This window comes from Corynebacterium sp. CCUG 65737 (genome assembly GCF_024454115.1).
In the GTDB taxonomy this organism is placed as follows: domain Bacteria; phylum Actinomycetota; class Actinomycetes; order Mycobacteriales; family Mycobacteriaceae; genus Corynebacterium; species Corynebacterium genitalium.
The window spans coordinates 19,878-42,301 of record NZ_JAGPZB010000016.1 but is presented as its reverse complement, the minus strand read 5'-3'; the positions used below and the strand labels follow the sequence as shown (position 1 = coordinate 42,301).

Sequence of the window (22,424 nt, the reverse complement as noted above, 5' to 3'; positions counted from 1 at the left end):
GACATGGTGGTAGATTACCTTTCTTCCCAGCCCAACCGGGCTGGATATCAGGTGTCCACCAAAAAGGGGTCAGGTCCGTTGTGGCCGGTGAGCAGCAGGCGAAAGACCCGGCAGCGCCCACTTTGGCGGCGGTATCACGTCGAGCCCTGGGAGTTCGACCACGGGTAGTGAATCAGTCATGGGGCCATGAAACAAAGTGAGGCCAACTTGCCTGGAAACATGTTTCCGGGCTATGTACGCGATGAACTTGACTAATATGTTTCCGAAGTTCACCAACAAACTCTTCGTGGACGGGTTCTACAGCGCCCGACGACACGCTTTAAGCTGTGGATATGGGTTCAAAGGCGCCGGTATTCAGCTCCGGAACAGTCGAAAAAGTGGCCAAGCTCATCGGTGAGGTCTACTCGGGTAGGCAGCTCACCTCACTTCTCCTCGACGTAAAGTGTGGGCGGTTCGATCCCGGAGAAGGGATCACGAAGTGGAAGCGAATTGACGAGGCCATTAGTCGGCAGCAGGTTGCCCAAGGAGACGGCCGCCCCCTTCTCGCGGTCGCCTGCAAAGCAGTCGAACCTGGCCGCCTAATGTCCGCGGAGTATCCCGAAGCTGCTGAGCACTTGCATGCGGAACTCGACACAGTCCTATCCACCGAAGGCTACGGGCTAACCGACAACGGGCGGGGCCGCAAACTGGCGCGTAAGGCAACCTTCGAAGAAGCCCGAAACAAGGCGTTGAGCTTGAGAGAGCACCTTCAAAAGCGCGGCTCTCACGCAGAAGTTCTCAAACACTGCCGGGAAGAACTTCTACAAGACGAATCAGACTACTACGAGCTCGTTTTCGAAGCTGCCAAAGGGTTGGAGGATAGAATCCGCCTGCTGTCTAACAGCACAATGGACGGACGCAATCTCCCGCAGAATGTGCTCGGGTCGAAAAATCGCACTGTTCCAATCAATTCGGGTGCAACAAAAACACAGCGCAATGAGCAAGATGCCGTCGCACTGTTCGTTGAGGGCGTGATCGCCGGATTCCGTAATCCGCAAGCCCATGAGACGAGGCTTAGCTGGACAGTGACGAGGGAGGACGCTCAGGACGTTCTTGGTCTGATGGCGCTTATCCACCGGCGCCTCGACACCGCGGAGGACATTCTCCGCGGCGGGGGCGCTGACACTGTGAGCTAAGAGCCGTTGATGGCCTTGGAGACTTCGCTCGCCATGAGCTGAGCAATACCTTTGGCATCGAAGCGCTCGCCCTGCTTGACCGTGACCCAATCATCGTTTCGGAGCGAGATGAGCGCTGACGAAACAATGGGAGACCCGTTGATCGGGCTCGTCCAGGTACCACCGTCAACGACGTACTCATCATCAGGGGTGATTACGAGCCGCTTGCACCTGCCGTCAAAATCCGTCGGCCGGGTCTCCGGCTGGGGTTTTCTCACTTTGAGGTCCTCGAACGACTCGGCGAGGGTTTCGCGCACCGTGTCCAGGTCAGTGGTGTCGTGGACAACGTGAACCGACTCGACGTAGTAGTCGTTTCCCGAGGCCGCAAAGATGCGGACGGGCTTATCGAACTTCGCTGAGGAGAACGATCCGTCATCGAAAGTCGTGGCTGTCTCCGCCTTAACGTGGTCGGTTAAGCCCGGAACCATGTACGCCAACGGCATGTTCGACAATGCCGTTGTCACGCGACTTTCCGCCTCGGAGTCCGTATCGGCTTTCGTTGCGGGCTTCGGGGCGAGTCCCTGCGCCGCCCCGCCCTTCTGCTTAGAAGCAGGGCCGGTGTAAGCGGTGTTACGCACTCGCCGGCCGTCTTTGGTCTTGACGAACTCTAAGTGTGCTTGACTCGGGCGGTGAGCGGTGTCTTTGCGGCGTGGCATCGTTTTCTCCTTGGGCTACTCGGCTGGTGCGCCAGAGAAACTAGCCGGAAGTGCCAAAGTTCTAACCTGCAACGACCGAACGCTCCGTTAGGCAGACCACCACCGGGATACCCGTCTTGCGAAACGCAGCCGCCTTCCGTTTCGCTTTACCTATGTCTGTGGTGCGCCCAAAGAAATCCGAGCCGCACTCGCTCCATACCTCGTAGCACCTGTCATGGAAGCATGTCTCCGCAGGTTCCCGGGGTTGATCCTCAAACGGGTATTGCCCTTCCCGTTCCAAGACATGCTGCTCGAAGTGGTCCTCGGCAATCAGCGCTCCGCGCTCCCACAGCGACAAAGCTCCAAACGGCGCCTCTGCCTCCAGACACAGCAATCCGGTTGGCCGGTCTGTGCAACGGAGCACGGTTTTCAAGAATGCGTGCGCGGCCTGTACGTCTACAGCAACATGCTCGCCGTCGGGTCCGAGAAAGCGGACGGTGCTCTCATTGCGCCGCATGAAAATTTGAAGGCTCGCCAGGCTGTCTCGGTCGAGGTGTAGGTCAAGGTGCAGAAGCACTCGGTCGTTGTCTGTTCGGCTGTGCCGGCTGGGGTGGTGGAGGTTCATAGGAGCACAGCCTGCCTATTTGACCCGAGTAGTCGTCAACCACGGGGGCAAATGCTCTCTACTCACCAGCGTGGCGTTTCAACCGCGGGTCATTTTCCGATTCAATCCGCTCCCACGTCGCCACATAGACGGCGGCTTTCTCTCCCTGCGTCAAGCGTTCACCTACTTCACCGAGAGCGGCACGAGCCGACCAGTGGACGGACAGAAGCTGAAAGTCCTCGTCACGTACTTCGAGTCGGAAACCCGAGGCTGGGTACGTGTCGGTTAGCGCGTTGCCGTGGAGGGCATAAAACATGTGGGGCGCAGCCTGGTCAGCCCAGGAGTCGCCGGGGCGTTGTGATGGAATCTCAGTCATGGAATGACAGTGTGACGTCGCCGACGGTTCACCGCCAGCACCGGGGGTACACATTACGACCGAAGATGCGACGACAATATGTTCGAATCCAGGCGTTCATTTTCTTCGGGCTTGTCTGACCTCCCCGCTACGATAAGACAGACAACATCAATACCGTCCCGACAAACGAAGCGAGGCAGCGAAGCGGTGGCCGGAGCGAAGCAACTACTTGAGTTGACCTGGTTCAACAAAGACAAGGCACTCATTCCCAGTGAGGAAGGCAGGTACGCCTACGAGTGGGTTGACCCGAAAGACCCCCGCTACTGCGAAGCCCGCACTCTCGTCATTGACGAAGTCGTCACCGGCTCTCAGTCTCCAAAAGAGGAGGGCACCCAGTACTCGAAACGCGCAGACCTGGAGCCCACCGACGACAACCTACTCATTCTCGGCGAGTCGGGAGACGTGCTTGAGGCGCTGACTCGGGTACCTGAGCTTCGAGAGAAGTACCTGGGGAAGGTCAAGTGCATTTACATTGACCCGCCATTCAACACGGCACAGACCTTCGCGAACTACGAGGACAACCTCGAACACTCTGTTTGGCTGACCATGATGCGTGACCGCCTCATTCACCTCCGCAAACTGCTCAGCACTGACGGGTCGATTTGGGTTCACCTCGACAACGTCGAGAACCATCGAATGCGAGTTCTTTTGGATGAGGTCTTTGGGAGTCGGAACTTCGTAGCGGAGGTGGTTTGGCAGAAGGTGTATTCGCCCAAGAACTCGGCGAAATATCTGTCGATTGAGCATGACGTGATTCTCGTCTATTCCAAGAATAAGGAAATCTGGCGACCTAATGACCTGCCAAGGTCAGCCAGCAGTGATGCGAAATACACGAATCCGGACAACGACCCACGAGGGCCTTGGAAACCTGGAGATTTTTCTGCGAACAAGCCGTATTCGAAAGGAATTTATCCTATTACGACGCCATCCGGACGGATCATTCCTGGTCCGCCCCCGGGTCGTTATTGGCGCAGCTCGCTGGAAACCCTAAAGGACCTCGATGCCGACAACCGAATTTGGTGGGGTAAAGAGGGAAACAACTCTCCAGCCCCGAAACGCTTTCTATCAGACGTCCGTGGAGCTGTTCCCCAGACAATCTGGATGTATGAATCCGTCGGGCACAACCAAACTGCCAAGAATGAGATACAGGAACTGTTTCCTGGTTCGAATCCTTTCACGACGCCGAAGCCTGAACGGTTGCTTGAGCGAATTATCCACATTTCAACTGAACCCGGTGATCTCGTTCTGGATGCCTTCGCTGGTTCGGGTTCTACCGCCGCAGTAGCCCAGAAGATGGGACGGCGCTGGGTGACCTGCGAACTTGTCGATGACACCTTCAATTCTTTCACCCGTCCGCGCTTGGAAAAAGTTGTTTTGGATAACGACCCGGGAGGGGTCACTTTCACCAACGAACGGGAGCCAAAGCCAGGTGTTGAGGTCCCAGAGAAATTCGATACGAAGAAAATGGAGGATGCCGCAAAACTTTTGCGAGCGGTTCGCTCAGAGCAGGACCTCTCATTAGAGGAGGAGACTGCAATCAAAACAGCCCTAAAGCTCATAGCCACCCGCCCCAGCACTGTACGGAACTGGCGCGGTGGCGGCGGCTTCACAGTGGCTCACCTTTCGCCTCAATGCTTTGACTATTCACCCGAATTGAACCTCGTCACGCTCACCGAGGCGGCGACCGGGCCGACATTGGTCAACTCCGTAGCTGCGAACCTGAACTTCGCCCTCACACCCGATAACCGTCACTTCGACGGCAAGCGCGGTTCCATGTTCCTCAAGGTCATCGAAGGTCGCCTTGACCGCGAAAAGGTAGAGGAGCTGCTCACACACCTCGGGGAAGGCGAAGGTGCAACGCTTGCCGCCACGGAACTCGAACCGGGAGTTCGACAATTCGCGAGGACAACTGACAAGCCGTGCCAGATTGTCCACATTCCCAACGACATCTTTAGCTACTCGGGCACGCAGGAGGGCAAGTAGACATGGCACTTCCAATCGCACTTGACCAGGGTCTTATCGACACTATTGCGGCCGAGTTCGACCTGCGCGATCCGAACAAGCGAGCGCTGCGTCAACTCATTTTCAGCCTCACCGGCGACTTCGATTCACAAGAACCGATGGTCATGCACATGGCCACCGGCGCGGGCAAGACCTACCTCATGGCCGCACTCATTGAGTACCTGGCACGGTTTGACCTCACGAACGTGATGGTTGTAGTTCCACCTTCGACGGTCTTGGAGAACAAGACCGTCCAGAACTTCACCCAAGGCTCGCGACGCTACGTGGGCGGGTTCTCGGCCGCCCCTCAAGTCGTCTCCCCAGGAAACTACGGTGCATGGCGAGCCGGCCAGTCGGAATTGTTCCGCGACACCGCCGACGGGCCTATGGTTTTCGTGTTCAACGTCTCGCAGTTGATTGAGCCAAAGAAGGCCGATGCGGCCGCTGGCACTGACGACGGCATGCGCCGCAAGATTCGAGACCACCAGGAAGAAACCGGATCACTTTACGACCACCTAGTCGGCCTCGATGACCTCGTGGTGATCGCAGACGAGTCGCACCTTTTCGGCTCGTCCGCGAAGGCGTTCAACCAGGCGCTCAAGGACCTCCGCCCCGCGGCAACGATTGGTCTGACCGCTTCGGCATCCGATACGGACCATGTCATCTTCCACTACCCGCTCTACCAGGCCATCGAGGATGGCTACGTGAAATCTCCGATGCTGGTGTACCGCGAGAACGGCTACCCCAAGGACTCCGCGGAAGAGCGCCAGCTCCTCGACGCCGTGTCACTACTGCGCAACAAGGAAGCGGCATACAAGGCTTACGGCACAGCCAACTTCCCCGGTGAAGCCGGTGAAGCGAAACGCACTAAACCACTGCTGTTCGTGATCTGTGAAAACGTGGCCCACGCGGGCGAGGTGACAAAACTGCTCCAAGGCCCGGGGTATTTTGATGACCCAGAGGCAGTGCTCCAGTTCGACAACAAGCACAACGACGCTGTCACGCTGCGGCGCCTAGACGAGCTCGACAGCCCGGCCTCGACGGTGCGGGCCATCGTCTCCGTCGACCGTCTCAAAGAGGGATGGGACACCAAGAGAGTTGCCGTCATGTGCGCTCTTCGCGCTATGTCCTCAGACATTCTCACCCAGCAGACAATGGGTCGCGGCCTCCGGTTGCCTTATGGGGTGAGGACGGGCATCGCGGAGCTCGACCAGTTGGACATCTTGAGCCACAAGTCGTTCAAGTCCCTGCTCAAAGACGAGGACGTGCTGCGGTCATTCGGTCTCGGAGACGCCGCTCAGGGCGCAATCTCGGGAATGGATGTGAAAGAGAGTTTCCTTCAAGGAGAGCAGCAGGTTCAACCCCAACCCGGAGTGGCCGGCCACGGAGACAACCAAGCCACCCCAGGTGCTGGTTCGACGGCATGGCCAGGCCCCCAGGCCGGTGGTCACGATGCCAATGCTGAGCAGGCAGGTGCTTCTACCGCTGGGGAGACAACACAGGTCACCGGTGGTGAAAACGGTGGCGTGAAGTTCCGCAGGGTCGGCGACGACGAGTCCATGCAGAACCAGAATCACATCCCCGCGACGGTCATCAAGGTCAACCACGAGTTCGCAGGGAAAACGTTCCTGTTCCCCTCAACTGTGATGGCGAAAGCGACTTCCCCGTTCCTCCTGAGCCACATTGACGACGAGGACATCATCCGTGCTGCGAAGCGTGTCTCGGACTCTAAAGAGGCGCTCACTCGTGAAGAAATCGTGGTGCGAAAGTCCAAGCTCGACACGAAACGAAGCGCCGACGCGGAGGTCGAATCGGCTCCCGTGGCGGAAGACGTTGTCATCAAAGAACTGACCCGCCGCGTGTTCGGTCTCGGGGTTGTCACCCAGGACAGGAAGAACGCCATCACACTGGCCCAATACGTCCTTCCGACGTTCATGGCGAACGCCGGTATCGACCACTGGACGGAAAAGGCAAAGCAGTCCGCTGTTGACGAGCTCGTAGCCCTGGTCAACGCAAAATCCAAAGAGCACGCCAGTAGCTTGCAGACCGAAACGAATATCGTTCCGATGGAGCTGCCGATTGACGAGGTCGTGACCCTGCCGTTTGGCAAAGAGGTGCTCCAGCAACTGTCCAAGGACCAGCAGGCGAAGTTCAAGCCCCGCGAGTTCTACGACGGGTGGAACCGCGGACTGTTCCCCGCAGCGAGCTTCGATTCGTGGGGCGGCGAGTACCTGCTGGCTCTGCTGCTGAACTACACCTCGGACATTGTCTGGTGGAAGCGACTGTACGTCTCTGACGGTACCTCGATCATGTACACCACTCGTGACACCTACTACCCAGACTTCGTCGCCCAAGATGCCGCCGGCACCATGTGGATCATCGAGGGCAAGTCCGACAAGGGACGAGATGACGAGACGGTTCAAGCGAAACGAGCCGCGGCCCGGGTGCTCGTCCGGGAACTGCTCGCCGAGGACGGCTTCGAGGGCCAGAAGTGGGGCTATGTTATTGCCTACGAATCAGACATTCGAGCGTCCGAGTCGTGGGAGGACTTGAAGCGGAAGTCGAATCCGAGCTCTTGATCCAATTACTGTTCCCATCCAGCACGCAATCAAGGAGAAAACGTGTATCGCACTCTTGCATCCAAGACACGGCACAAGTGCTTCGTCTCGTACCATTCCGAGGACGAAGAAGAGGTGACCAACTTCATCAACTCTTTCGACCACAACAATGACGTCTTCATCTCACGCGGAATCGGCGCTGGGATGGCTGGCGACATCATCGAAAGTTCAAACGAAGATTACGTCAAGCGCCGTATTCGGGAGCTTTATCTTCGCGACAGCACAGTGACGGTTGTGATGATAGGACGATGCACCTGGGCCAGAAAGTTCGTTGACTGGGAGATTGCGGCCTCGTTGCGCAACACCTCAACTAGCAACCGCAATGGGCTTATTGGAATCGTTCTCCCATCCGTGGCGGGGCAACCGTCTTTAAACTACCCCGAGCGATTGACAGATAATCTGTCGACCAACGGGGAATTGGCCTACGCGCGACTGATGTCGTATCCCACCTCGGTGGACGAACTAGCTAACGAGATTGACGCGGCTTTCGCGATGCGGTCCCTATTCGGAAACCTTGCGGATAACTCTCGCAATCTAATGGATTACAACGAACTGTGTTGGTGAGCGGATGGAACTTAAACTTCCGGGTTATTGGGAATCTTCTGATTCCAGCTCTCTGAAGAATCAGCGCTTAGCTTTAGGGATTGCTCGGTCGCGGAACGGAGGACTGATCGCAGCCGCTGCGGCCACCGTCATAGCCTCTCAGCCGATATTAACCGATGCCCGCTGGGTAGCGGTTGCGGGATTCACTTTGGCGTTGATTGCCGAAGTTCTCGATCTTACGCTCAACCCGACCCAGAAGTGGTATCAGGGTCGTGCCTTTGCAGAATCTTCCAAGACTCTCGCATGGCGATTTGCCGTGGGTGGATCGCCATTTCCAGTGGAAATGACCAGCGCAGATGCCGAAATCCTCCTAACCGAACGTCTCGCCGATATTAACAGCGAGGCGTGGAGCGAGGTCGCCGTTCCGCTGGAGGGCGCAACGGTGACCAGCCAGATGCGTGAACTTCGAGCGAAAGGATTCGAAGAGAGAAAAGCTGCGTATCTTGAGGGGCGCATTAAGAATCAGCAGAACTGGTACGCGGAAAAAGCCAACGACTGCAATGAAAAATCCTGCTGGTGGAAAGTCGTGCTGGTTACCGGAGAGGTCCTCGCCCTCGTTTGGAGCATTGCCTGTGCAATGAACCCCGGCTTGTGGAACGCTACCGGTCTTCTCACCACCGTTATCGGATGCGGGTCGGCCTGGGTCTCGTTGAAGCAGTTTGACAACCTAAAGACAGCCTATGCCGCGGCATCACATGAGTTGACTCACATTGCTGCAAAACTAGAAGTGGCCGACAACGCGAATTGGGCACTGGTAGTAGATGATGCAGAGGAGGCCATTAGTCGCGAGCACACGTTATGGTTGGCTTCTCGCTCTGGGGTCACTTCGGTCAGGGGTTTAAGTAAACGGTGACTTGCCTGGGTGTTGTTTTGGACTGAGGCCACTGAAACCACGGACTGATCCTTTGGGCGGAGTTCCATTGCCCCCGGTCAGTTAATTGTCAGAAACCGCCGATGAGGGGGTTTCACGAAACTGTTCCAATCTTTTCACGAGACCTCCTTCCGGCCGAAGAAAAACGGCCGCGAACGACAAAATGACCCACTCCGCTCGTTCGGAGGGGTCATTTTTCTGTCTTAAAACGCCGTTTTGAGCCGAATTTCGGCACTCGCCCACGACCTCTAGGCCACGGGCTTCGTCCTCGTTGTTTTGAGGACCAGTCGGTGGCCTTGGTCGGGCTACGCCGCAAGCGGTGGCGCGTTGGGGAAAGCGTCGGTGCCAGTCTCCTCGCGGCCGCGGGTGAAATTGGGTAGCCGAAAGTTTAATTGCTGGGATTCTGTAAACTCTGTGTGATTAGGTTCACACGCCCGACAGCGCTTCAAAAAGGCCTTCCAGGCGTTATAGGAGCCACCGATAACGCCCGGTCGGGGCCGTTTGGAACGCTGCCGCTACGTCAGAGCCCGAAGGCTCCGCCGCTGACGAGGATCACGATGCCGAGGCCGATGAGAACGATGGGAAAGAGGATGTGCTCAAAGCGTTCGAGCACTTCCGCGATCGGGGGGCGGGTTGCGACGAACTTTGCCAGGGCCACCAGGACCGCAACGAGCGCGAGGAAGATAACGCAGTAGGCGACTACTGCGAGAGGTTCCACGCTGAGGAATACAGGGGTGTAGACGCCGATATTGTCGCCACCGTTGGCAAAGGTGACGCCTGCGACCGTCCCCACGCCGACCTTCTTGCCGGCAACCTTGGCCTCGTCATCGTCGTCATCGTCTCCGCGCCAGGCCTGCCATGCGGCCCAGAGGCCGAGGCCCAGAGGGATGAGACCAAAGTACGGGATGGCTGTCGAGGGCAGGAATGCTCCGGCGCCGACGGTCACCAGAACCGCGGCACCGAGGATGCCCGCGAATCCGAGGTACTGGCCGGCCATAATGCGGGCGGTAGTGCCGCGCTGGCCTGCCCCTCGTGCGAAGAAGAGGGAGAGCACGATGATGTCGTCGATGTTGGTAGCTGCGAACAGGCCTATCGCCTGCAAGATCGTGGTGAGGATCATGCGCCCTCCCCAGCTACATCGCATCCGGGAAGCGAGCAGGCGGGATCGATGCACGGGGCGTCTTCGTCTACTGCCAGGGTGGCATCGACCAGTGTCGTCAGCGCCTGTGCCAGGTGCGGATCGGCGATCTCATATCGTGTCCGACGACCCTCTGGCTCTGAGACGACGATCCCGCAATCGCGCAGGCATGCCAGGTGGTTGGACACGTTCGGGCGTGTCAGGTCGAGATCTCGAGCCAGTTCCGCCGGGTAAGCGGGATGGTCGAGCAGGGTCAAGATGATCCGGGATCGAGTGGGGTCGGCCAGTGCACGACCCAGGCGGTTCATCACGTCGAGACGCGAAGCGATAGTCAGCATGCACTGAACTATACAGCAAGCTCTGAACAGTTCAAGTCCCATGTAGTGGCGTAGCCGTGTGTGCTGCTCAGGAGACAGTGGAAGTGGCAGAGATTCCGGCAAAGTTGCGAAAACAGCGTCGCCCGCTCGAGATCCAAGTTGTGCGCGAATCGTTCTACCGATCAAATAATCCCGCTACGGCCTCTCGGTCCAGTTTGCTGCCTCGATTATCCTGTGTACCTCTTATGGCAAGTACGGAACGCTAGCGGACTTTGAGCTGAAGGTAGTCGTCTGGGTGAGCTGTGTCCTCAATGCTCAGATTGGTGGGCTGCTGGTCCGCAGGCATAAGGGACACCCAGGTCATCTGCTTAGTCTCGCCCGGCTTGAGCATTTCACCGCACGCTGGGTTTCCCGGGAGGCGCTCTAGGTAGCCTACGTTTCCCCAAGAAGAACCGTTCGCGAGAATGTTCGCGTCGAGCTCGAGTCCGCACGCTAAGTCGATTTCACGGGTTCCGTTATTGGTCACGTCCGCGGTGACCGAAACCTGCTTCCTGCCCTCGGAATCGGGCATTTCGACCTCAACGATCGTCGAGGGATCGGCCAAGTTTGTGACGCGAATGGTGAAATCGCCGACTGTGCCAGTGAAACGATCGCCGAGTTCAGTGCCAGACTCCTCGGGTGCTTCCCCTTGAGCTCCGGGTTCCTCTTCGGGTTGTTCTTTGCTCTCCTGGGCGCAAGCGGCGAGGCTTAGGGCGAAAGCGAAGGCAGCAGACAGGGTTAGTTTCTTTTCCCTTTTTTCTGATATTCACAACCAGACTCAGAGAATTAGTAAACGTGGAAAGTTGGGCCGCAGCGGGGGAGCGGCAACCTTCGCGGCCGGCCACTTGAGGGGCCAGTGAAGGAAAGATGACCGACGCTCGACGGCACCACTAGTGTCCGGTGGGGCTTTCGTGAACGTGCTGTTAGATGCGTTATGAATATCGCGATGAAGTTTCGCTGTTAAAGGTTCGTTGCCGCCGGCTACACATGTGGCTACAGTCGGCCTTGTCCAACTTAGTGGACGAGTCAACATTGTTCCCAAAGGAGATCCCATGAGCACACTCACTGGCACCTACAACCTAGACCCCGCCCACTCTTCGATCGGCTTCACCGTGCGCCACGCAATGGTGACGAAGGTCCGTGGCGAGTTCACTGATTACGAAGCGTCCATTACCGTGGCGGAGGACCCATCGGCAAGCACTGCTACCGGCACTGTGCGCACGGAGAGCATCGACACCCGCAACGAAGACCGCGACGCCCACGTCCGCGGCGAGGACTTCTTCGCAGTCGAGCAGTACCCGGAGATGACCTTCAACGCCACCAGCTTCGACGTCGACGCGAACGGTAACGGCACCGTCGCCGGTGACCTGACCATCAAGGGCACCACGAAGCCCGTCACGTTCGAGGTTGAAACGTTCGGTGTGGAAGAAGACCCGTTCGGCAACATCCGCATGGGCTTTGAGGCGCGCACCACGATCAACCGCAGTGAGTTTGGCATCGACTTCCAGGCTCCGTTGAACTCCGGCGGCATGATGCTGAGCGAGAAGGTCGGCATCGAAATCGAGGGTTCTGCGATCAAGCAGTAGCTTATCGACGAGCTTCCGCCCTCCGCCCGCCACTTTCGTGGCGGGCCTTTTGTGCGTGCCGGCAGGTTTCGCTCTTTCTGAAGATGACTCTTGACGGTCAGCGCCTGAGAAAGTACTTTCCAAACTAGAAAGTGATTCACGACCCCAGAGAGAGATGACCATGAACCCGTCAGCTTCTGAAGCGCGCGAGATGCTCGCTCGCGCAAATACCCTGTCCCGCAATGCCGCCCGATTCCCATTGAGCTGGATCGGCTACATCATGCTCTGTGCAGCCGGGCCGCTGTATCTCATCGCTTCCTACTTCAATGGCGGTGGCCCGCCACCACCGATCGTGTGGGCGGTGATTGGGGCATGGGCGTTCTTTGGGACGATGTCGTCCGCTATCTTTGGGGCTCTTTCGGGCCCGGCGCCGAAAGGCTTTGGCGCTCGGTGGGGTGTCATGATCGGACTGTGGGGAATCATGTGGGGGTTCAGCCTCTTGGGTCCGAGCATCACTTCCGGACAACTCGTCCTGCAAAGTTACGTTTACCTTGGTCTCGCCCTTGCGGGGCCGGTGTGGGATCTTTCCTCTCTGCGTGGGCAGAGGATGAAATAGGTCATGGCGCACCTGCGAAACGAGCTTGACCCGGTACTGGCGAATCCGCTGCGCTTTTCCTTGCTCGCTTCTCTTTCCAACGTCGTTGAGATGACGTTCAAGGATCTGCGCGACCATCTGGACACGACGGACTCCACCTTGTCGAAGCATGCGACTGCACTGGAAGACGCCGGGTATGTCCGAGCCAAGAAAGGTTTCGTCGGCAAGCTGCCGCAGACCCGGTTTGTCATCACCAAGGCCGGGCGGGAAGCGCTCAGCCATCACCTGGAAACCCTCAACCGCATCGCGCAGGACGGGTGATGCGGAAGCGGCCAGAAAAAGTCAGGGAAACACGCCGGGGTTCAGTAAAATCACAGAGTTCACGGTCTACTATCAGGTTATGAAGCAATGCACTGTCCTCGGCGGGCTGCTTTTCGGCGCCGTGAGCTTTCCCATAATCGCGGTTCTAGCTGCGCTTTCCGTGGCAGATCCGGACGGGGCCAATCAAGCTACTACCTCAGCGATCATCGCGCTAGGCAACACTGTAGCGACGCTGTGGATCATCGGCTTGACGTACTACCTCGTCAATCGGCCGGAGATCTCACAGGGCAAGGGCGCGGCTATGCAGACCGCTGTCACCGGGGCAATTCTGCTTGTGCTCGGCTTCGGCTCGACCGCGTTCTACGCCTGGGAGGAAGTAGCCGCAGGTACGGAACTGCCGACGATCAATCTGCTGGTCTTTCTCATTCCTGTCGGGTTGTTCGTCGTTACAGTCGCGCTATTCATGGCGATGCTGCAAGGCCCTGGAACTCCCACTGGCAATCCCAGGGTGCAGGTCGCACACGCGCACTAGAAACCAGTTCGAACTAAGGGGCTTTCGGTGAAAAAATCGGTGAACTGGCAAACCCTCACGCCGCCGGGGGCCAAAGACGCGCTCGTTGCGGCGTTAGCTATTGTCTCGATGTACGCGCTGCTCATCGGTCAGGCTGTCGGGCTGTGGAAACTAGACGTCGACAGAAGTGTCCTCATCGTTGCTATGCCGTTCATGATGGTGATAGCGCTTGGTCTTCCCGCCTGGTTGTTACTGCGCTACTTGCGCAACCGCGGGATCGAAGCGGGGTTTCTCCCACTGGGCAAGCGCGGTTGGCACCTCCTTTGGCAGGTGCCGGCCATCATCATCAGCGCCGGCATTGTGACTTCGATCTTGGGGCCGCTCCTTGGGCTGAACAATGCAGAGGACACGTCGGTCTTGGAAGAAGTGGGTGTCGGGCGTGCTCTTCCCATCATTGTCACTTTGGCGGCCTACTTGCTCGTAGGGCCGTTCCTGGAAGAGCTGATCTTTCGCCGGGTTCTCATGGGGTACTTCGATACGCTCATGCCTGCCGCGCTGAGCGTGATCCTCAGTTCGGTGATCTTCGGGATCGCCCACGTAAGCCCACCGGCAATTCTGTACACGACCTTCTTTGGTCTCGGGTGCGCCCTTGTCACCCGCTGGCACGGCACCTTATGGGCTGACTTGATCGCGCACGTTGCAAATAATGCGTTGATCCAGCTCACCACGCTGGCTGTGCTCCTAGGGCGAGTGGGGCCAGCGGTGCCAGAACGGCGTAGCTAAATGGAATCTTCTTTGTAAAAGCTTGCCTCAATCTAAGATTGAGAACTACCCGTCCCGCGGAGCTGTAAGAACACCGAATGACACGAAGAGGAAGCACCATGTTCACATCACGCGCACTGAAAACGATTGGGGCGTCCGTCGCTGCGTCCACGCTGCTGCTGGTGGCCGGGTGTAGCTCGGACGAGCAGGGCAATGCAGAAGCGCCGACCACGGAAGCCCAGGGGGAGACTTCTGAAGCTGCCCCGTTCGAGGAAACGACGACTGAGACGTCTGAGTCGGCCGAGGTGGAGGATTTTTCTCAGTTGCTCGATGGCATCACGTACAAGGGTGAGCAGGTGGTCGCGCAATCACCGGAGCAGATCGAGAAGTTGCTCCAGGTGATGAAGGAGATGCAAGCGGCGGATGTGTTCGAGTTCGATCCCCCTGAGTGCGGCGAGGAGTTCCAGAGGAACCAAGACGACTTCAACGATGAAGACGTTTCGCCGGAGACCTTCACTGCGGGTGACGTTCAAACCGACGGTTTCGCAGTGGTTGCCTATGACCTAAGCGTGACCAAGGACCCGGAGCGCGATCGAACGACCCTGGACTTGGGGACGTGCGGGAACTACTCGTTCACCTCGCCCGCCGGCGCAATGAGCGTCGCGGTTGAGGAGCTGCCCTTCACGGCAGATGCCGATGGGGGCTACGCCGTCATCCAGCGGACCGACTCCGAGATGGAGCAGATGTCCACTTACAACACTGTGGCCGAGAAAAACGGCACGCTCGTCAGCTTGAGTCTCAATGATCCGAGCGAGGAAAACATCAAGGCGGCCGAGGAAACACTGGGCATGATCCTCGACCGCCTGTAGGCGGGATTTAGGAGTCCAGCAGCTCCAGCACGGCCTCGCCGACACCGGCTGCGCTCATCGGGTTCTGCCCGGTGACCAGCTTGCCGTCCACGACGACATGCTTCGTCATGGGCAGCTTAGCGGTGGTGTACTCGCCGGCTTGCTCCTTCAGCTTCTCCTCGAGGCTGAAAGGGACTTCGGCTGTGCGCTGAGCCAGTTTCTCCTCGGCCCAGGAGTAGCCGGTGACGTTACGGCCGTCGAGAAGCGAAGAACCGTCTGCGAGGGTGACGTCGAGCAAACCGACCGGACCGTGGCAGACAGCCGACACAATCTTGTCGGCGTCGGCGAAGTGGGCCACAGCGGCGGTGACTTCCTCGTTAGTGAAGTCGAACATCGTGCCGTGGCCGCCGATCAAGTAGATCCCGTTATAGGAGTCGAGGTCGACGTCGGTGATGGCGGGGGTGTCGTCGAGAAGCGCCATGAACTCCGGGTCCTTGTAACGCTTGTTCGTGCCGCCCATCTGGATCACCGGGGTTTTCAGGCTCACCGGGTCAATGGGGACAGCGCCGCCATCGACGCTGGCAAGGTCGACCTCGTGGCCGGCCTTGGTCATGACGTCGTAAAAGTGCGTGAATTCGCCGAGCCACATTCCGGTGTGAATACCGGAGCTCTGGTAGCGGTGGACGCTGGTCGACAGTGCGAGAAACTTCATTCTATTGTCCTTGTGCTTCGAAGTAGCCGGGCGCGTTGAGGGTGGTTGCCTGGCCGGTGCGCAGGTAATCCACCACGAGGCGATCAACAACGGGGTTGCCGAACGCTACGTGGCCATGGCCCGGGCCGTGCACAGTCACCAACTGCGTGCCCATCGTGGAGTGCAGGGTGCCGCGGCCAGCGTACACAGTCTGCGGATCGCGCGTGGCGTTGATCTGCAGGGGACGCACGGCCAGCTTGGAACCGTCGAGATGCGGGCGTCCAACGACCGGTGCAGCCCCGTTGCACATCAATCCGCTCTTGTACATGGCGTTGATGGCGGTGAAGATGTCCCCGGAGATGTAATTGGTGTACAAAGCCTGCGGGATGAGCGAGTAGTCAGGCGGGGTGATGTTCTCGTTGCAGGTCTGCACAGAGAGCAACTGCTGGGTGTGCATTTGTGACAGCTTGAGCTCTTCAGCGACTGCTGGCGGAGGAACCTCACCGACCTGGCCAGCCGTGCCGTTGGTCATGGTGGCCAGCAGGTGCCACTGGCTCGGCTGCGGGATGAGCAGGCGGGTCATGAGCAGCAACTGGGAGTTGGCCTGGTTCGCGCCGGGGTTGAGAATCATGTTGACCACGTTCTCGCCCTCCACGCGGGCCTTGCCGGTGGCGGTCAAAAGGTCTGCGCCAGCTTGGCCGGAGCTTGCAAGCCCCGGAGGCAGGTCACCCACGCGCGCCGGCGGGGGAACGAGCGTCGGGTTCGTGCCGGTCTCGGCGACGATCTGGCGGGACCAGTACTGGTAGGCCTTGAGCGGGGTATCACCCATCTTGTACTTGTCGTCGTTCATAGACAGCCAGGTGAAGTACTCGTGCAACACCGTCTCGTAGCCTCCCTGCTGGGACGCCAGGACGTCGTTCCACGCCATGTTCGGATCCATTGCGGAATCCAGGACGACCTTGTCAGTGTTGGCCGGGTACATCGTGGCGTACACAGACCCGAGGAACGTACCGTATGACAAGCCCATGATGGAGATCCTGTCGTACCCCAGAGCCTGGCGGACCATGTTCCAGTCGCGCGCGTTGTTGTCCGTGGTGATGGACTCCGGGTAACCGGGGCCGCCGGTCTGGCAGCTGCGGCGGACGTATCCGCCCATGTTGGTCACGGAGTCGACCGTGTCGCGCACCACCGCCAGCGGATCTTGTCCGGTCGCCGGGTCTTGGCATTCTAGGGGAGTGGAGTGCGCCAAGCCGCGTGGCTGCACGGCGACCAAGTCCCACTCGTTGCGGATCTCTTGCGGCCAGTTGTACCCGACGTTCTTCGACCCGAAGTAGGTGTAGGCATCGCCGCCAGGGCCGCCCGAGTTACCAAAGAGTACACCGCGCTTCTCTGCTGGCTGCTGCGCCTTGATCTGCAGGAAGCCGAGCGAGATCGTGCGGCCGTCCGGCTGGTCGTAGCGCATCGGAACATCAATCCGGCCGCACTGAGCGCCGGCGACGTCAACGGTGGCGGGGCAGTCTTCCCACGTAATCTTCGGTGCGGGCTGAGCTCCGGCCGCCGGAATGACGGCCATCGTTGCGGCTGCGGCAACTGTCGCAACGACAGTTGCCGCCCGCTTCAAGGAAAATACGGTGAACACTGCGATACCTCCCAGGTAAGAAGAATCCTTTTCAAAACTATGTCGCCCATAATAAATCTTGCGCGCGAGAAAAGCGCGGCACGGGAAATGACAGCAGATCGGCCCGCACCTTCCACTCGGAGGGTGCGGGCCGATTTGTGTTCTGGCTGCGGTTGCAGCCGGTAATTAATCCACCACGAACACGATCAAGTCGCGCGGGCCGTGAACGCCTTCCACACGCACGAGCTCAATGTCGGACGTTGCCGACGGACCAGAGATGAGCGTGGCCGGTTTGTACGGGTCGATCTTGCCGAACATCTCGGGCACGCCGTAGACCACGGTGTCCATGGGCACGATGCACAAGTGGCGGTCGGGCACCAGGGACAGGGAGCGACGGCCGCAGACGGCGGGGCCGTCCTCTAGAACGTCGGACTGCAGCACGATCGTGCCGGTCTGTGCAGCGGACACGACAGAGCTGGTGACCACCGCATCAGCGTCCCCAAGGGTGCGCGGGTCCACAGAAGACTCGTCCGGGGCAGCAGTGCCGGAGAAACCGTCGAAAAGCGACTTCTCCAGGCCCGGCGCGTAGCGCACGTCGTCGCACTCGCGGTCGTGGAGTACCTCGACGATCTTGCCCGGCAGCTCGTCCGCGGAGCACTGGATCACATCGGCCTTGTAGTCCACGAGCCTGTCGACGAGGATTTCACGCAGCTCGTCGCGGCCCAGCGACGACTCAGTGCGGTACTCGTGGGAGTGCTCGACGCTCGCAGGCGCGTCTGCGAGCTTCTGCGCGTCGCGGATGCGGGAGAGAATTTCCTCTTTAGCGCTCGTCATTGCGGGCCTCCCCTTGGTTGGTCGAGGCGTTGTCCTCGATGGTGTCAGCTGCGACGGTGTCAGAATTCGGGTCAGTGTTGCGGGTAGCACCCTGTGCGCGGGCATCCGCGAGCAACTGCTGCGCCTCATCCGACTCGAACCACTCACGGAAGGACTTCTTCGGCGGCACTGCGGTGTCGCGGTAGTCGGACCAGCCAGACATGAACAGCGGCAGCGAATCAATCACGCCGTTGAAACCGCCGAGGATGCGGCCGGCAGCAGCCATGCGCACCGCCTGGTTCCACAGGTTCTGGTTGCCCATGACAAAGCCAATGGAGGAGAACATCGAACCCTCGAGTGCCGGACGGTGGTTCTTCACCTTCTGGTGGCGCATCTCCAGCAGCACATCGGTGATCGGGATCTTAACGGGGCAGACCTCGTCGCAGCGGCCGCACAGCGAGGACGCGTATGGCAGCGACGCGGTGACGTCATCCGTCGAATCCATGCCCGCTAGCTGCGGGGTGAGGATTGCGCCGATCGGGCCGGGGTAGACCGAACCGTAGGAGTGGCCGCCAGCGCGCTCGTAGACCGGGCACACGTTCAGGCATGCAGAGCAGCGGATGCACTTGAGAGCCTCACGGCCGATCTCGTTGGACAGCGCGGCAGTGCGGCCGTTGTCCATGAGGACGATGTGGAACTCCTGCGGGCCATCTTCCGCGGTCACGCCCGACCAAATCGAGGTGTACGGGTTCATGCGCTCACCAGTCGAGGAGCGGGGGAGCAGCTGCATGAACACGCCGAGGTCGTCGAAGGAAGGCAGGAGCTTTTCGACGCCCATCACCGTGATCAGAGTCTCCGGCAGGGTCACGCACATGCGGCCGTTGCCTTCAGACTCCACGATAGAGACCGAACCGGTCTCGGCGATGCCGAAGTTGCAGCCGGAGATAGCCACCTTGGCCTTCATGAACTGGTCGCGCAGGAAGGAACGCGCAGCGTCCGCCAGCTCCGAAGGGTCCTCAGTGAGGTCCTGGCGCGCGCCAGGCATCTTCTCGGTGAAGATGTCACGGATCTCTGCGCGGTTGCGGTGGATGGCCGGCACAACGATGTGGGAGGGGAAGTCCTCGCCCAGCTGGACGATGAGCTCCGCCAAGTCGGTCTCCTGAACGTGGATGCCGTCTTCGGCGAGGACCTCATTCAGCGCGATCTCTGCAGTCGCCATGGACTTGACCTTGACCACTTCAGTCTCACCGGTGGCTTTGACCAGGTCGGCGACAATCTGGTTAGCCTCGCGGGCGTCGCGCGCCCAGTGGACGTGGCCGCCGCGGGCGGTGACGTTCTCCTCGAACTGCTCGAGCAGCTCCGGCAGGCGAGCCAACGTGTCGCGCTTGATGGTCGAGCCTGCCTCACGCAGCTGCTGCCAGTCATCCAGCTCGTCGACAACGCCCTGGCGCTTGAGACGGATCTGAGTAGTCGCGTGGTGCAGATTCCGGCGCTGCGTAGAGTTGTTCAGCTCGTGCTTCGCGTTCTTCTGGAACTTCTCGTACTCGCGGAAGTGACCCGGCTCATGCGGGGCATGCGGCGGGGTAGTGGGGGTGCCGAGTGAGACCTTCACAGCATCTTCTCCTTCGAGTATGCAGCCGACGTCGGCGTCCACGGGTGCTCGCGGGTGGACGCGAGAATCTCCGCAATGTGGATCGCGCGGATGCCGGAGTGCTGGCGGGACATAGCCCCGCCGATGTTCATCAGGCAGGACGAGTCGCCAGCGGTGACGTACTCGGCCTCCGTGTCCTTAATGTGGCGTACCTTGTCGCTGACCATCGCCGCCGAAACGTCGGCGTTCTTCACCGCGAAGGTGCCACCGAAACCGCAGCACTCTTCAACGTTGTCCAGCTCGACGAAGTCGATGCCCTCGACGTTCTTCAGCAGATCCGTCGGGCGGCTGCCGACCTTGATCATGCGGCGGGAGTGGCAGGTGGAGTGGTAGGTCACGCGGTGGGGGAAGAACGCTCCCACATCGGTGGTGCCCATGACATCCACGATGAACTCGGACAGGTCAAGGGTCTTGTTAGCGGCGCGCGTTGCACCGTCGACAAGCCCCTTGGAACCGTAACGGTCAGCGATGCGCACGTGCTGCTCGCGGACGGCACCAGTGCAGGAGCCGGACGGGGTGACAACGTAATCGATCGAATCGTCCGCGAACGCGTCAACGTAGTTCTCAATAATGGGCACCACTTCCTTCTGGTACCCGGTATTGATGTGCATCTGTCCGCAGCAGGTCTGCTCTTTCGGGAAGACGACTTCGCATCCGAGGCGGGACAAAACCAAGGCAGACGCCTTGTGGGCATCGGGGAACAGGGCGTCCCCGATGCAGGTGGAAAATAGGGCTACACGCACTGGTGGCTCCTTTCTGGGTGGGTTGCCGGCCAGTCAGCGTAGAGGTTACTCCCCTTTAGCCCACAGCGGGCGCTAGGGCACTGAGCACGTTCGTCTGCAGGAAGACCATGGTGCACACAGCCAGCAAGAAGACGAAGGACCAGCCGACGACTTTCTTGAAAAGCTCCGACTCTTTGCCCTCCATGTTCACCGCCGTGGCGGCGATGGCGAGGGACTGCGGGGAGATCATCTTGCCCACGACACCACCGGTGGTGTTGGCCGCCAGCATGAGATCCGGGTTGAGGTCCAGGCGCTCGGCGGCCGTGACCTGAAGGTTGGCGAACAGCGCGTTCGCGGACGTGTCCGAGCCGGTGACCGCCACGCCGATCCACCCCAGCATCGGAGCGAGAAAGGCAAACGCGGGGCCGAGGCCTGCGAACCAATAACCAATGGTCACCGTCTGGCCGGAGTAGTTCATCACGTACGCCAGCGCGAGAACCACCACGATGGTCAGCGCGGACCAGCGCATGCGGTAGGCCGTGTCCACGAATTCTTTGCCCACCTGGGCCCAGTTGAGCTGGTAGCGGCCGTTCTCGTCGAAGATGATGTAGACCAACGCGACGATGAGCCCGGAGATGACCAGCAGGGTGCCCGGGTTGTGCAGGTAGGCGAAGGTGTAGTCGGTCTTGACGTCGGTGCCGGTAGAGCTGAGGATGCGGCCTGTCTCAATCCCCGGCCACGGAATGGCCAGTTTGAACGACTTCAGCCATTCAGGGATCGTCGTGCCCAAGTTGGCAATGCCGAAGATGAACACCACGACGGCATAGGGCATCAGTGCCATCCAGACGCGGTTGCCGGGAAGGCTCTCATCTGCTGCTTCAGCGCGCGTCTTGATCGCGGTGGAACCAGCTACCTCGGTCTCGGCATCGTCGCCGTGGGTTCCTGTCCCCGCGTTCGGTGCTACGTCTGCGTCCGGCTGGTCAAGGCCAAGGCGCTCACGCAGCTCCGGCACACCGACCGGTTTCCAGAACTGCAGCAGAACAAACGCCGCGCCAAGGGCGACGATGCAGGCGATGACGTCGGTGAGCTGGTAAGCGAAGTAGTTGGAGGTCCACCACTGTGCAATACCGAAGGACAGGCCGATGGTGACGGCGGCGGGGATGGTCTCGCGGACGCCGCGTCCGCCGTCTACCAGGAAGGCAATGATGAACGGCACGAAGAACGCCAGGAACGGGGTTTGGTGGCCGACAATCGCAGCGATGTTCTCTGTCTGCTCGAGGGTGCGGCCACCGACCTCACCGGCAGTGGTGATCGGGATGGACACCGCGCCGAACGCAACGGGGGCGGTGTTGGCGATCAGCACAATCGATGCCGCCTTCAGCGGGGGGATGCCGAGGGCGAGAATCATCGTCGCGGTAATGGCCACCGGTGCGCCGAATCCTGCGAGCGCTTCAAGCAGGCCACCGAAACAAAAGGCGATGAGCATCGTCTGGATGCGCACATCTCCGTTGCCCATTTTGTCGAACACCCTGCGAAGGTCTTCGAACCGGCCGGCTGCCACGGTGATCTGGTAGAACCAGATCGCGGTGAGGATCACCCAGACAATAGGGAAGAGTCCGTAGAGCCCGCCGCGGAACGCGGACGATACTGCCATGCCGACCGGCATATTGAAGCCGAGCACAGCAACAAGCAGCGCCACGCCCAGCGCAACCAGACCGGACGTGTGAGCGCGCGCTTTGAAACCCAGCAGCATGACGAAGAACGCCAACAGCGGCAAGACCGACACAAGTGCGGATAGTCCTACGCTTCCCGCTACTGCGTCGGTGTGAATCTGAAAGGTCCCCATTGACCATCTCCTCTGCGAATACTTTG

The 22,424-nt window shown here is 59.6% G+C and carries 23 protein-coding genes; 12 read left to right on the top strand and 11 right to left on the bottom strand.

Annotation, left to right across the window (positions count from 1 at the left end):
* The first annotated feature begins 377 nt into the window (after nt 1–377).
* Nucleotides 378–1,175 (top strand): TIGR02391 family protein, encoded by a 798-nt coding sequence (locus KBX17_RS10485; RefSeq protein ID WP_256019767.1) that lies wholly within the window; start codon nt 378–380, stop codon nt 1,173–1,175.
* Here KBX17_RS10485 and KBX17_RS10480 read toward each other — a convergent pair.
* A complete protein-coding gene (locus KBX17_RS10480; protein ID WP_256019766.1) occupies nt 1,172–1,870 on the bottom strand; it encodes a hypothetical protein in 699 nt (232 codons plus the stop codon). The two genes, KBX17_RS10485 and KBX17_RS10480, sit on opposite strands and share 4 nt — an antisense overlap.
* 283 nt (nt 1,871–2,153) lie before the next feature.
* Between KBX17_RS10480 and KBX17_RS10475 the strand changes: the two genes are divergently transcribed.
* Nucleotides 2,154–2,408 (top strand): hypothetical protein, encoded by a 255-nt coding sequence (locus KBX17_RS10475; RefSeq protein ID WP_256019764.1) that lies wholly within the window; start codon nt 2,154–2,156, stop codon nt 2,406–2,408.
* A gap of 124 nt (nt 2,409–2,532) precedes the next feature.
* On the opposite strand, the gene KBX17_RS10470 is transcribed toward KBX17_RS10475, so the two are convergent.
* Nucleotides 2,533–2,829, bottom strand: coding sequence for a hypothetical protein (locus tag KBX17_RS10470; RefSeq protein ID WP_256019763.1), 297 nt, complete (start codon nt 2,827–2,829; stop codon nt 2,533–2,535).
* 186 nt (nt 2,830–3,015) lie between these two features.
* On the opposite strand from KBX17_RS10470, the gene KBX17_RS10465 reads away from it, so the two are divergent.
* The 4 genes from KBX17_RS10465 to KBX17_RS10450 are packed head-to-tail and all read left to right on the top strand — an operon-like array spanning nt 3,016 to nt 8,943.
* Nucleotides 3,016–4,851: a site-specific DNA-methyltransferase gene (locus KBX17_RS10465; protein ID WP_256019761.1), complete on the top strand. Its 1,836-nt coding sequence runs from the start codon at nt 3,016–3,018 to the stop codon at nt 4,849–4,851.
* 2 nt (nt 4,852–4,853) lie between these two features.
* Nucleotides 4,854–7,448, top strand: a complete 2,595-nt coding sequence (locus KBX17_RS10460) for a DEAD/DEAH box helicase (protein WP_256019760.1) — start codon at nt 4,854–4,856, stop codon at nt 7,446–7,448.
* A gap of 42 nt (nt 7,449–7,490) precedes the next feature.
* A complete protein-coding gene (locus tag KBX17_RS10455; protein ID WP_256019758.1) occupies nt 7,491–8,051 on the top strand; it encodes a TIR domain-containing protein in 561 nt (186 codons plus the stop codon).
* 4 nt (nt 8,052–8,055) lie between these two features.
* Nucleotides 8,056–8,943, top strand: coding sequence for a DUF4231 domain-containing protein (locus tag KBX17_RS10450; protein WP_256019757.1), 888 nt, complete (start codon nt 8,056–8,058; stop codon nt 8,941–8,943).
* A gap of 538 nt (nt 8,944–9,481) precedes the next feature.
* On the opposite strand, the gene KBX17_RS10445 is transcribed toward KBX17_RS10450, so the two are convergent.
* From KBX17_RS10445 to KBX17_RS10435, 3 genes are all read right to left on the bottom strand, one after another.
* Entirely contained in the window at nt 9,482–10,081 is a 600-nt protein-coding gene (locus tag KBX17_RS10445; protein ID WP_256019755.1) for a cadmium resistance transporter, read from the bottom strand.
* Nucleotides 10,078–10,437, bottom strand: coding sequence for a helix-turn-helix transcriptional regulator (locus KBX17_RS10440; protein WP_256019754.1), 360 nt, complete (start codon nt 10,435–10,437; stop codon nt 10,078–10,080). The genes KBX17_RS10445 and KBX17_RS10440 overlap by 4 nt, the downstream gene beginning before the upstream one ends.
* Before the next feature lie 241 nt (nt 10,438–10,678).
* Nucleotides 10,679–11,020: a hypothetical protein gene (locus tag KBX17_RS10435; RefSeq protein ID WP_256019752.1), complete on the bottom strand. Its 342-nt coding sequence runs from the start codon at nt 11,018–11,020 to the stop codon at nt 10,679–10,681.
* A 487-nt stretch (nt 11,021–11,507) separates the two neighbouring features.
* Here KBX17_RS10435 and KBX17_RS10430 point away from each other — a divergent pair, with 487 nt between their 5' ends.
* The 6 genes from KBX17_RS10430 to KBX17_RS10405 all read left to right on the top strand — a co-directional run bounded on the left by KBX17_RS10430 (nt 11,508) and on the right by KBX17_RS10405 (nt 15,078).
* Entirely contained in the window at nt 11,508–12,041 is a 534-nt protein-coding gene (locus tag KBX17_RS10430) for a YceI family protein (protein ID WP_256019751.1), read from the top strand.
* 160 nt (nt 12,042–12,201) lie between these two features.
* A complete protein-coding gene (locus tag KBX17_RS10425) occupies nt 12,202–12,636 on the top strand; it encodes a hypothetical protein (protein WP_256019749.1) in 435 nt (144 codons plus the stop codon).
* Nucleotides 12,637–12,639: 3 nt separating this feature from the next.
* Entirely contained in the window at nt 12,640–12,936 is a 297-nt protein-coding gene (locus tag KBX17_RS10420; protein WP_256019748.1) for a transcriptional regulator, read from the top strand.
* A 79-nt stretch (nt 12,937–13,015) separates the two neighbouring features.
* Nucleotides 13,016–13,468 carry a hypothetical protein gene (locus KBX17_RS10415; protein WP_256002887.1) on the top strand — a complete coding sequence of 151 codons (453 nt, stop codon included), beginning with the start codon at nt 13,016–13,018 and terminating at the stop codon, nt 13,466–13,468.
* Between the two features lie 27 nt (nt 13,469–13,495).
* Nucleotides 13,496–14,230 carry a CPBP family intramembrane glutamic endopeptidase gene (locus KBX17_RS10410; RefSeq protein WP_256019746.1) on the top strand — a complete coding sequence of 245 codons (735 nt, stop codon included), beginning with the start codon at nt 13,496–13,498 and terminating at the stop codon, nt 14,228–14,230.
* 98 nt (nt 14,231–14,328) lie between these two features.
* A complete protein-coding gene (locus KBX17_RS10405; protein WP_256019745.1) occupies nt 14,329–15,078 on the top strand; it encodes a hypothetical protein in 750 nt (249 codons plus the stop codon).
* A gap of 7 nt (nt 15,079–15,085) precedes the next feature.
* Here KBX17_RS10405 and KBX17_RS10400 read toward each other — a convergent pair whose 3' ends face one another.
* The 6 genes from KBX17_RS10400 to KBX17_RS10375 form a co-directional block, all read right to left on the bottom strand.
* A complete protein-coding gene (locus tag KBX17_RS10400; RefSeq protein WP_255997290.1) occupies nt 15,086–15,769 on the bottom strand; it encodes a type 1 glutamine amidotransferase domain-containing protein in 684 nt (227 codons plus the stop codon).
* Nucleotide 15,770: 1 nt separating this feature from the next.
* On the bottom strand, nt 15,771–17,387 hold the full coding sequence (locus tag KBX17_RS10395) for an alpha/beta fold hydrolase (protein WP_256002881.1): 1,617 nt from the start codon (nt 17,385–17,387) through the stop codon (nt 15,771–15,773).
* A 165-nt stretch (nt 17,388–17,552) separates the two neighbouring features.
* The gene (locus KBX17_RS10390) at nt 17,553–18,200 is read right to left on the bottom strand and encodes an LUD domain-containing protein (protein ID WP_255997291.1); all 648 of its coding nucleotides are present in this window, start codon (nt 18,198–18,200) and stop codon (nt 17,553–17,555) included.
* Complete coding sequence (locus KBX17_RS10385; protein WP_256019743.1) at nt 18,187–19,791, bottom strand: LutB/LldF family L-lactate oxidation iron-sulfur protein; 1,605 nt, start codon at nt 19,789–19,791, stop codon at nt 18,187–18,189. The genes KBX17_RS10390 and KBX17_RS10385 overlap by 14 nt, the downstream gene beginning before the upstream one ends.
* Nucleotides 19,788–20,573, bottom strand: coding sequence for a (Fe-S)-binding protein (locus tag KBX17_RS10380; protein ID WP_255995938.1), 786 nt, complete (start codon nt 20,571–20,573; stop codon nt 19,788–19,790). Before KBX17_RS10380 ends, KBX17_RS10385 begins: the two co-directional genes overlap by 4 nt.
* Nucleotides 20,574–20,628: 55 nt before the next feature.
* The gene (locus KBX17_RS10375; protein ID WP_255997293.1) at nt 20,629–22,398 is read right to left on the bottom strand and encodes an L-lactate permease; all 1,770 of its coding nucleotides are present in this window, start codon (nt 22,396–22,398) and stop codon (nt 20,629–20,631) included.
* Nucleotides 22,399–22,424 lie beyond the last annotated feature (26 nt).

What these genes read in the sequence shown, in the direction of transcription:
- KBX17_RS10480 (WP_256019766.1), bottom strand. Translation starts at nt 1,870, where the DNA reads ATGCCACGCCGCAAAGACACCGCTCACCGCCCGAGTCAAGCACACTTA.
- KBX17_RS10475 (WP_256019764.1), top strand. Translation starts at nt 2,154, where the DNA reads ATGCTGCTCGAAGTGGTCCTCGGCAATCAGCGCTCCGCGCTCCCACAG.
- KBX17_RS10470 (WP_256019763.1), bottom strand. Translation starts at nt 2,829, where the DNA reads ATGACTGAGATTCCATCACAACGCCCCGGCGACTCCTGGGCTGACCAG.
- KBX17_RS10460 (WP_256019760.1), top strand. Translation starts at nt 4,854, where the DNA reads ATGGCACTTCCAATCGCACTTGACCAGGGTCTTATCGACACTATTGCG.
- KBX17_RS10450 (WP_256019757.1), top strand. Translation starts at nt 8,056, where the DNA reads ATGGAACTTAAACTTCCGGGTTATTGGGAATCTTCTGATTCCAGCTCT.
- KBX17_RS10445 (WP_256019755.1), bottom strand. Translation starts at nt 10,081, where the DNA reads ATGATCCTCACCACGATCTTGCAGGCGATAGGCCTGTTCGCAGCTACC.
- KBX17_RS10440 (WP_256019754.1), bottom strand. Translation starts at nt 10,437, where the DNA reads ATGCTGACTATCGCTTCGCGTCTCGACGTGATGAACCGCCTGGGTCGT.
- KBX17_RS10430 (WP_256019751.1), top strand. Translation starts at nt 11,508, where the DNA reads ATGAGCACACTCACTGGCACCTACAACCTAGACCCCGCCCACTCTTCG.
- KBX17_RS10425 (WP_256019749.1), top strand. Translation starts at nt 12,202, where the DNA reads ATGAACCCGTCAGCTTCTGAAGCGCGCGAGATGCTCGCTCGCGCAAAT.
- KBX17_RS10420 (WP_256019748.1), top strand. Translation starts at nt 12,640, where the DNA reads ATGGCGCACCTGCGAAACGAGCTTGACCCGGTACTGGCGAATCCGCTG.
- KBX17_RS10415 (WP_256002887.1), top strand. Translation starts at nt 13,016, where the DNA reads ATGAAGCAATGCACTGTCCTCGGCGGGCTGCTTTTCGGCGCCGTGAGC.
- KBX17_RS10405 (WP_256019745.1), top strand. Translation starts at nt 14,329, where the DNA reads ATGTTCACATCACGCGCACTGAAAACGATTGGGGCGTCCGTCGCTGCG.
- KBX17_RS10400 (WP_255997290.1), bottom strand. Translation starts at nt 15,769, where the DNA reads ATGAAGTTTCTCGCACTGTCGACCAGCGTCCACCGCTACCAGAGCTCC.
- KBX17_RS10390 (WP_255997291.1), bottom strand. Translation starts at nt 18,200, where the DNA reads ATGACGAGCGCTAAAGAGGAAATTCTCTCCCGCATCCGCGACGCGCAG.
- KBX17_RS10375 (WP_255997293.1), bottom strand. Translation starts at nt 22,398, where the DNA reads ATGGGGACCTTTCAGATTCACACCGACGCAGTAGCGGGAAGCGTAGGA.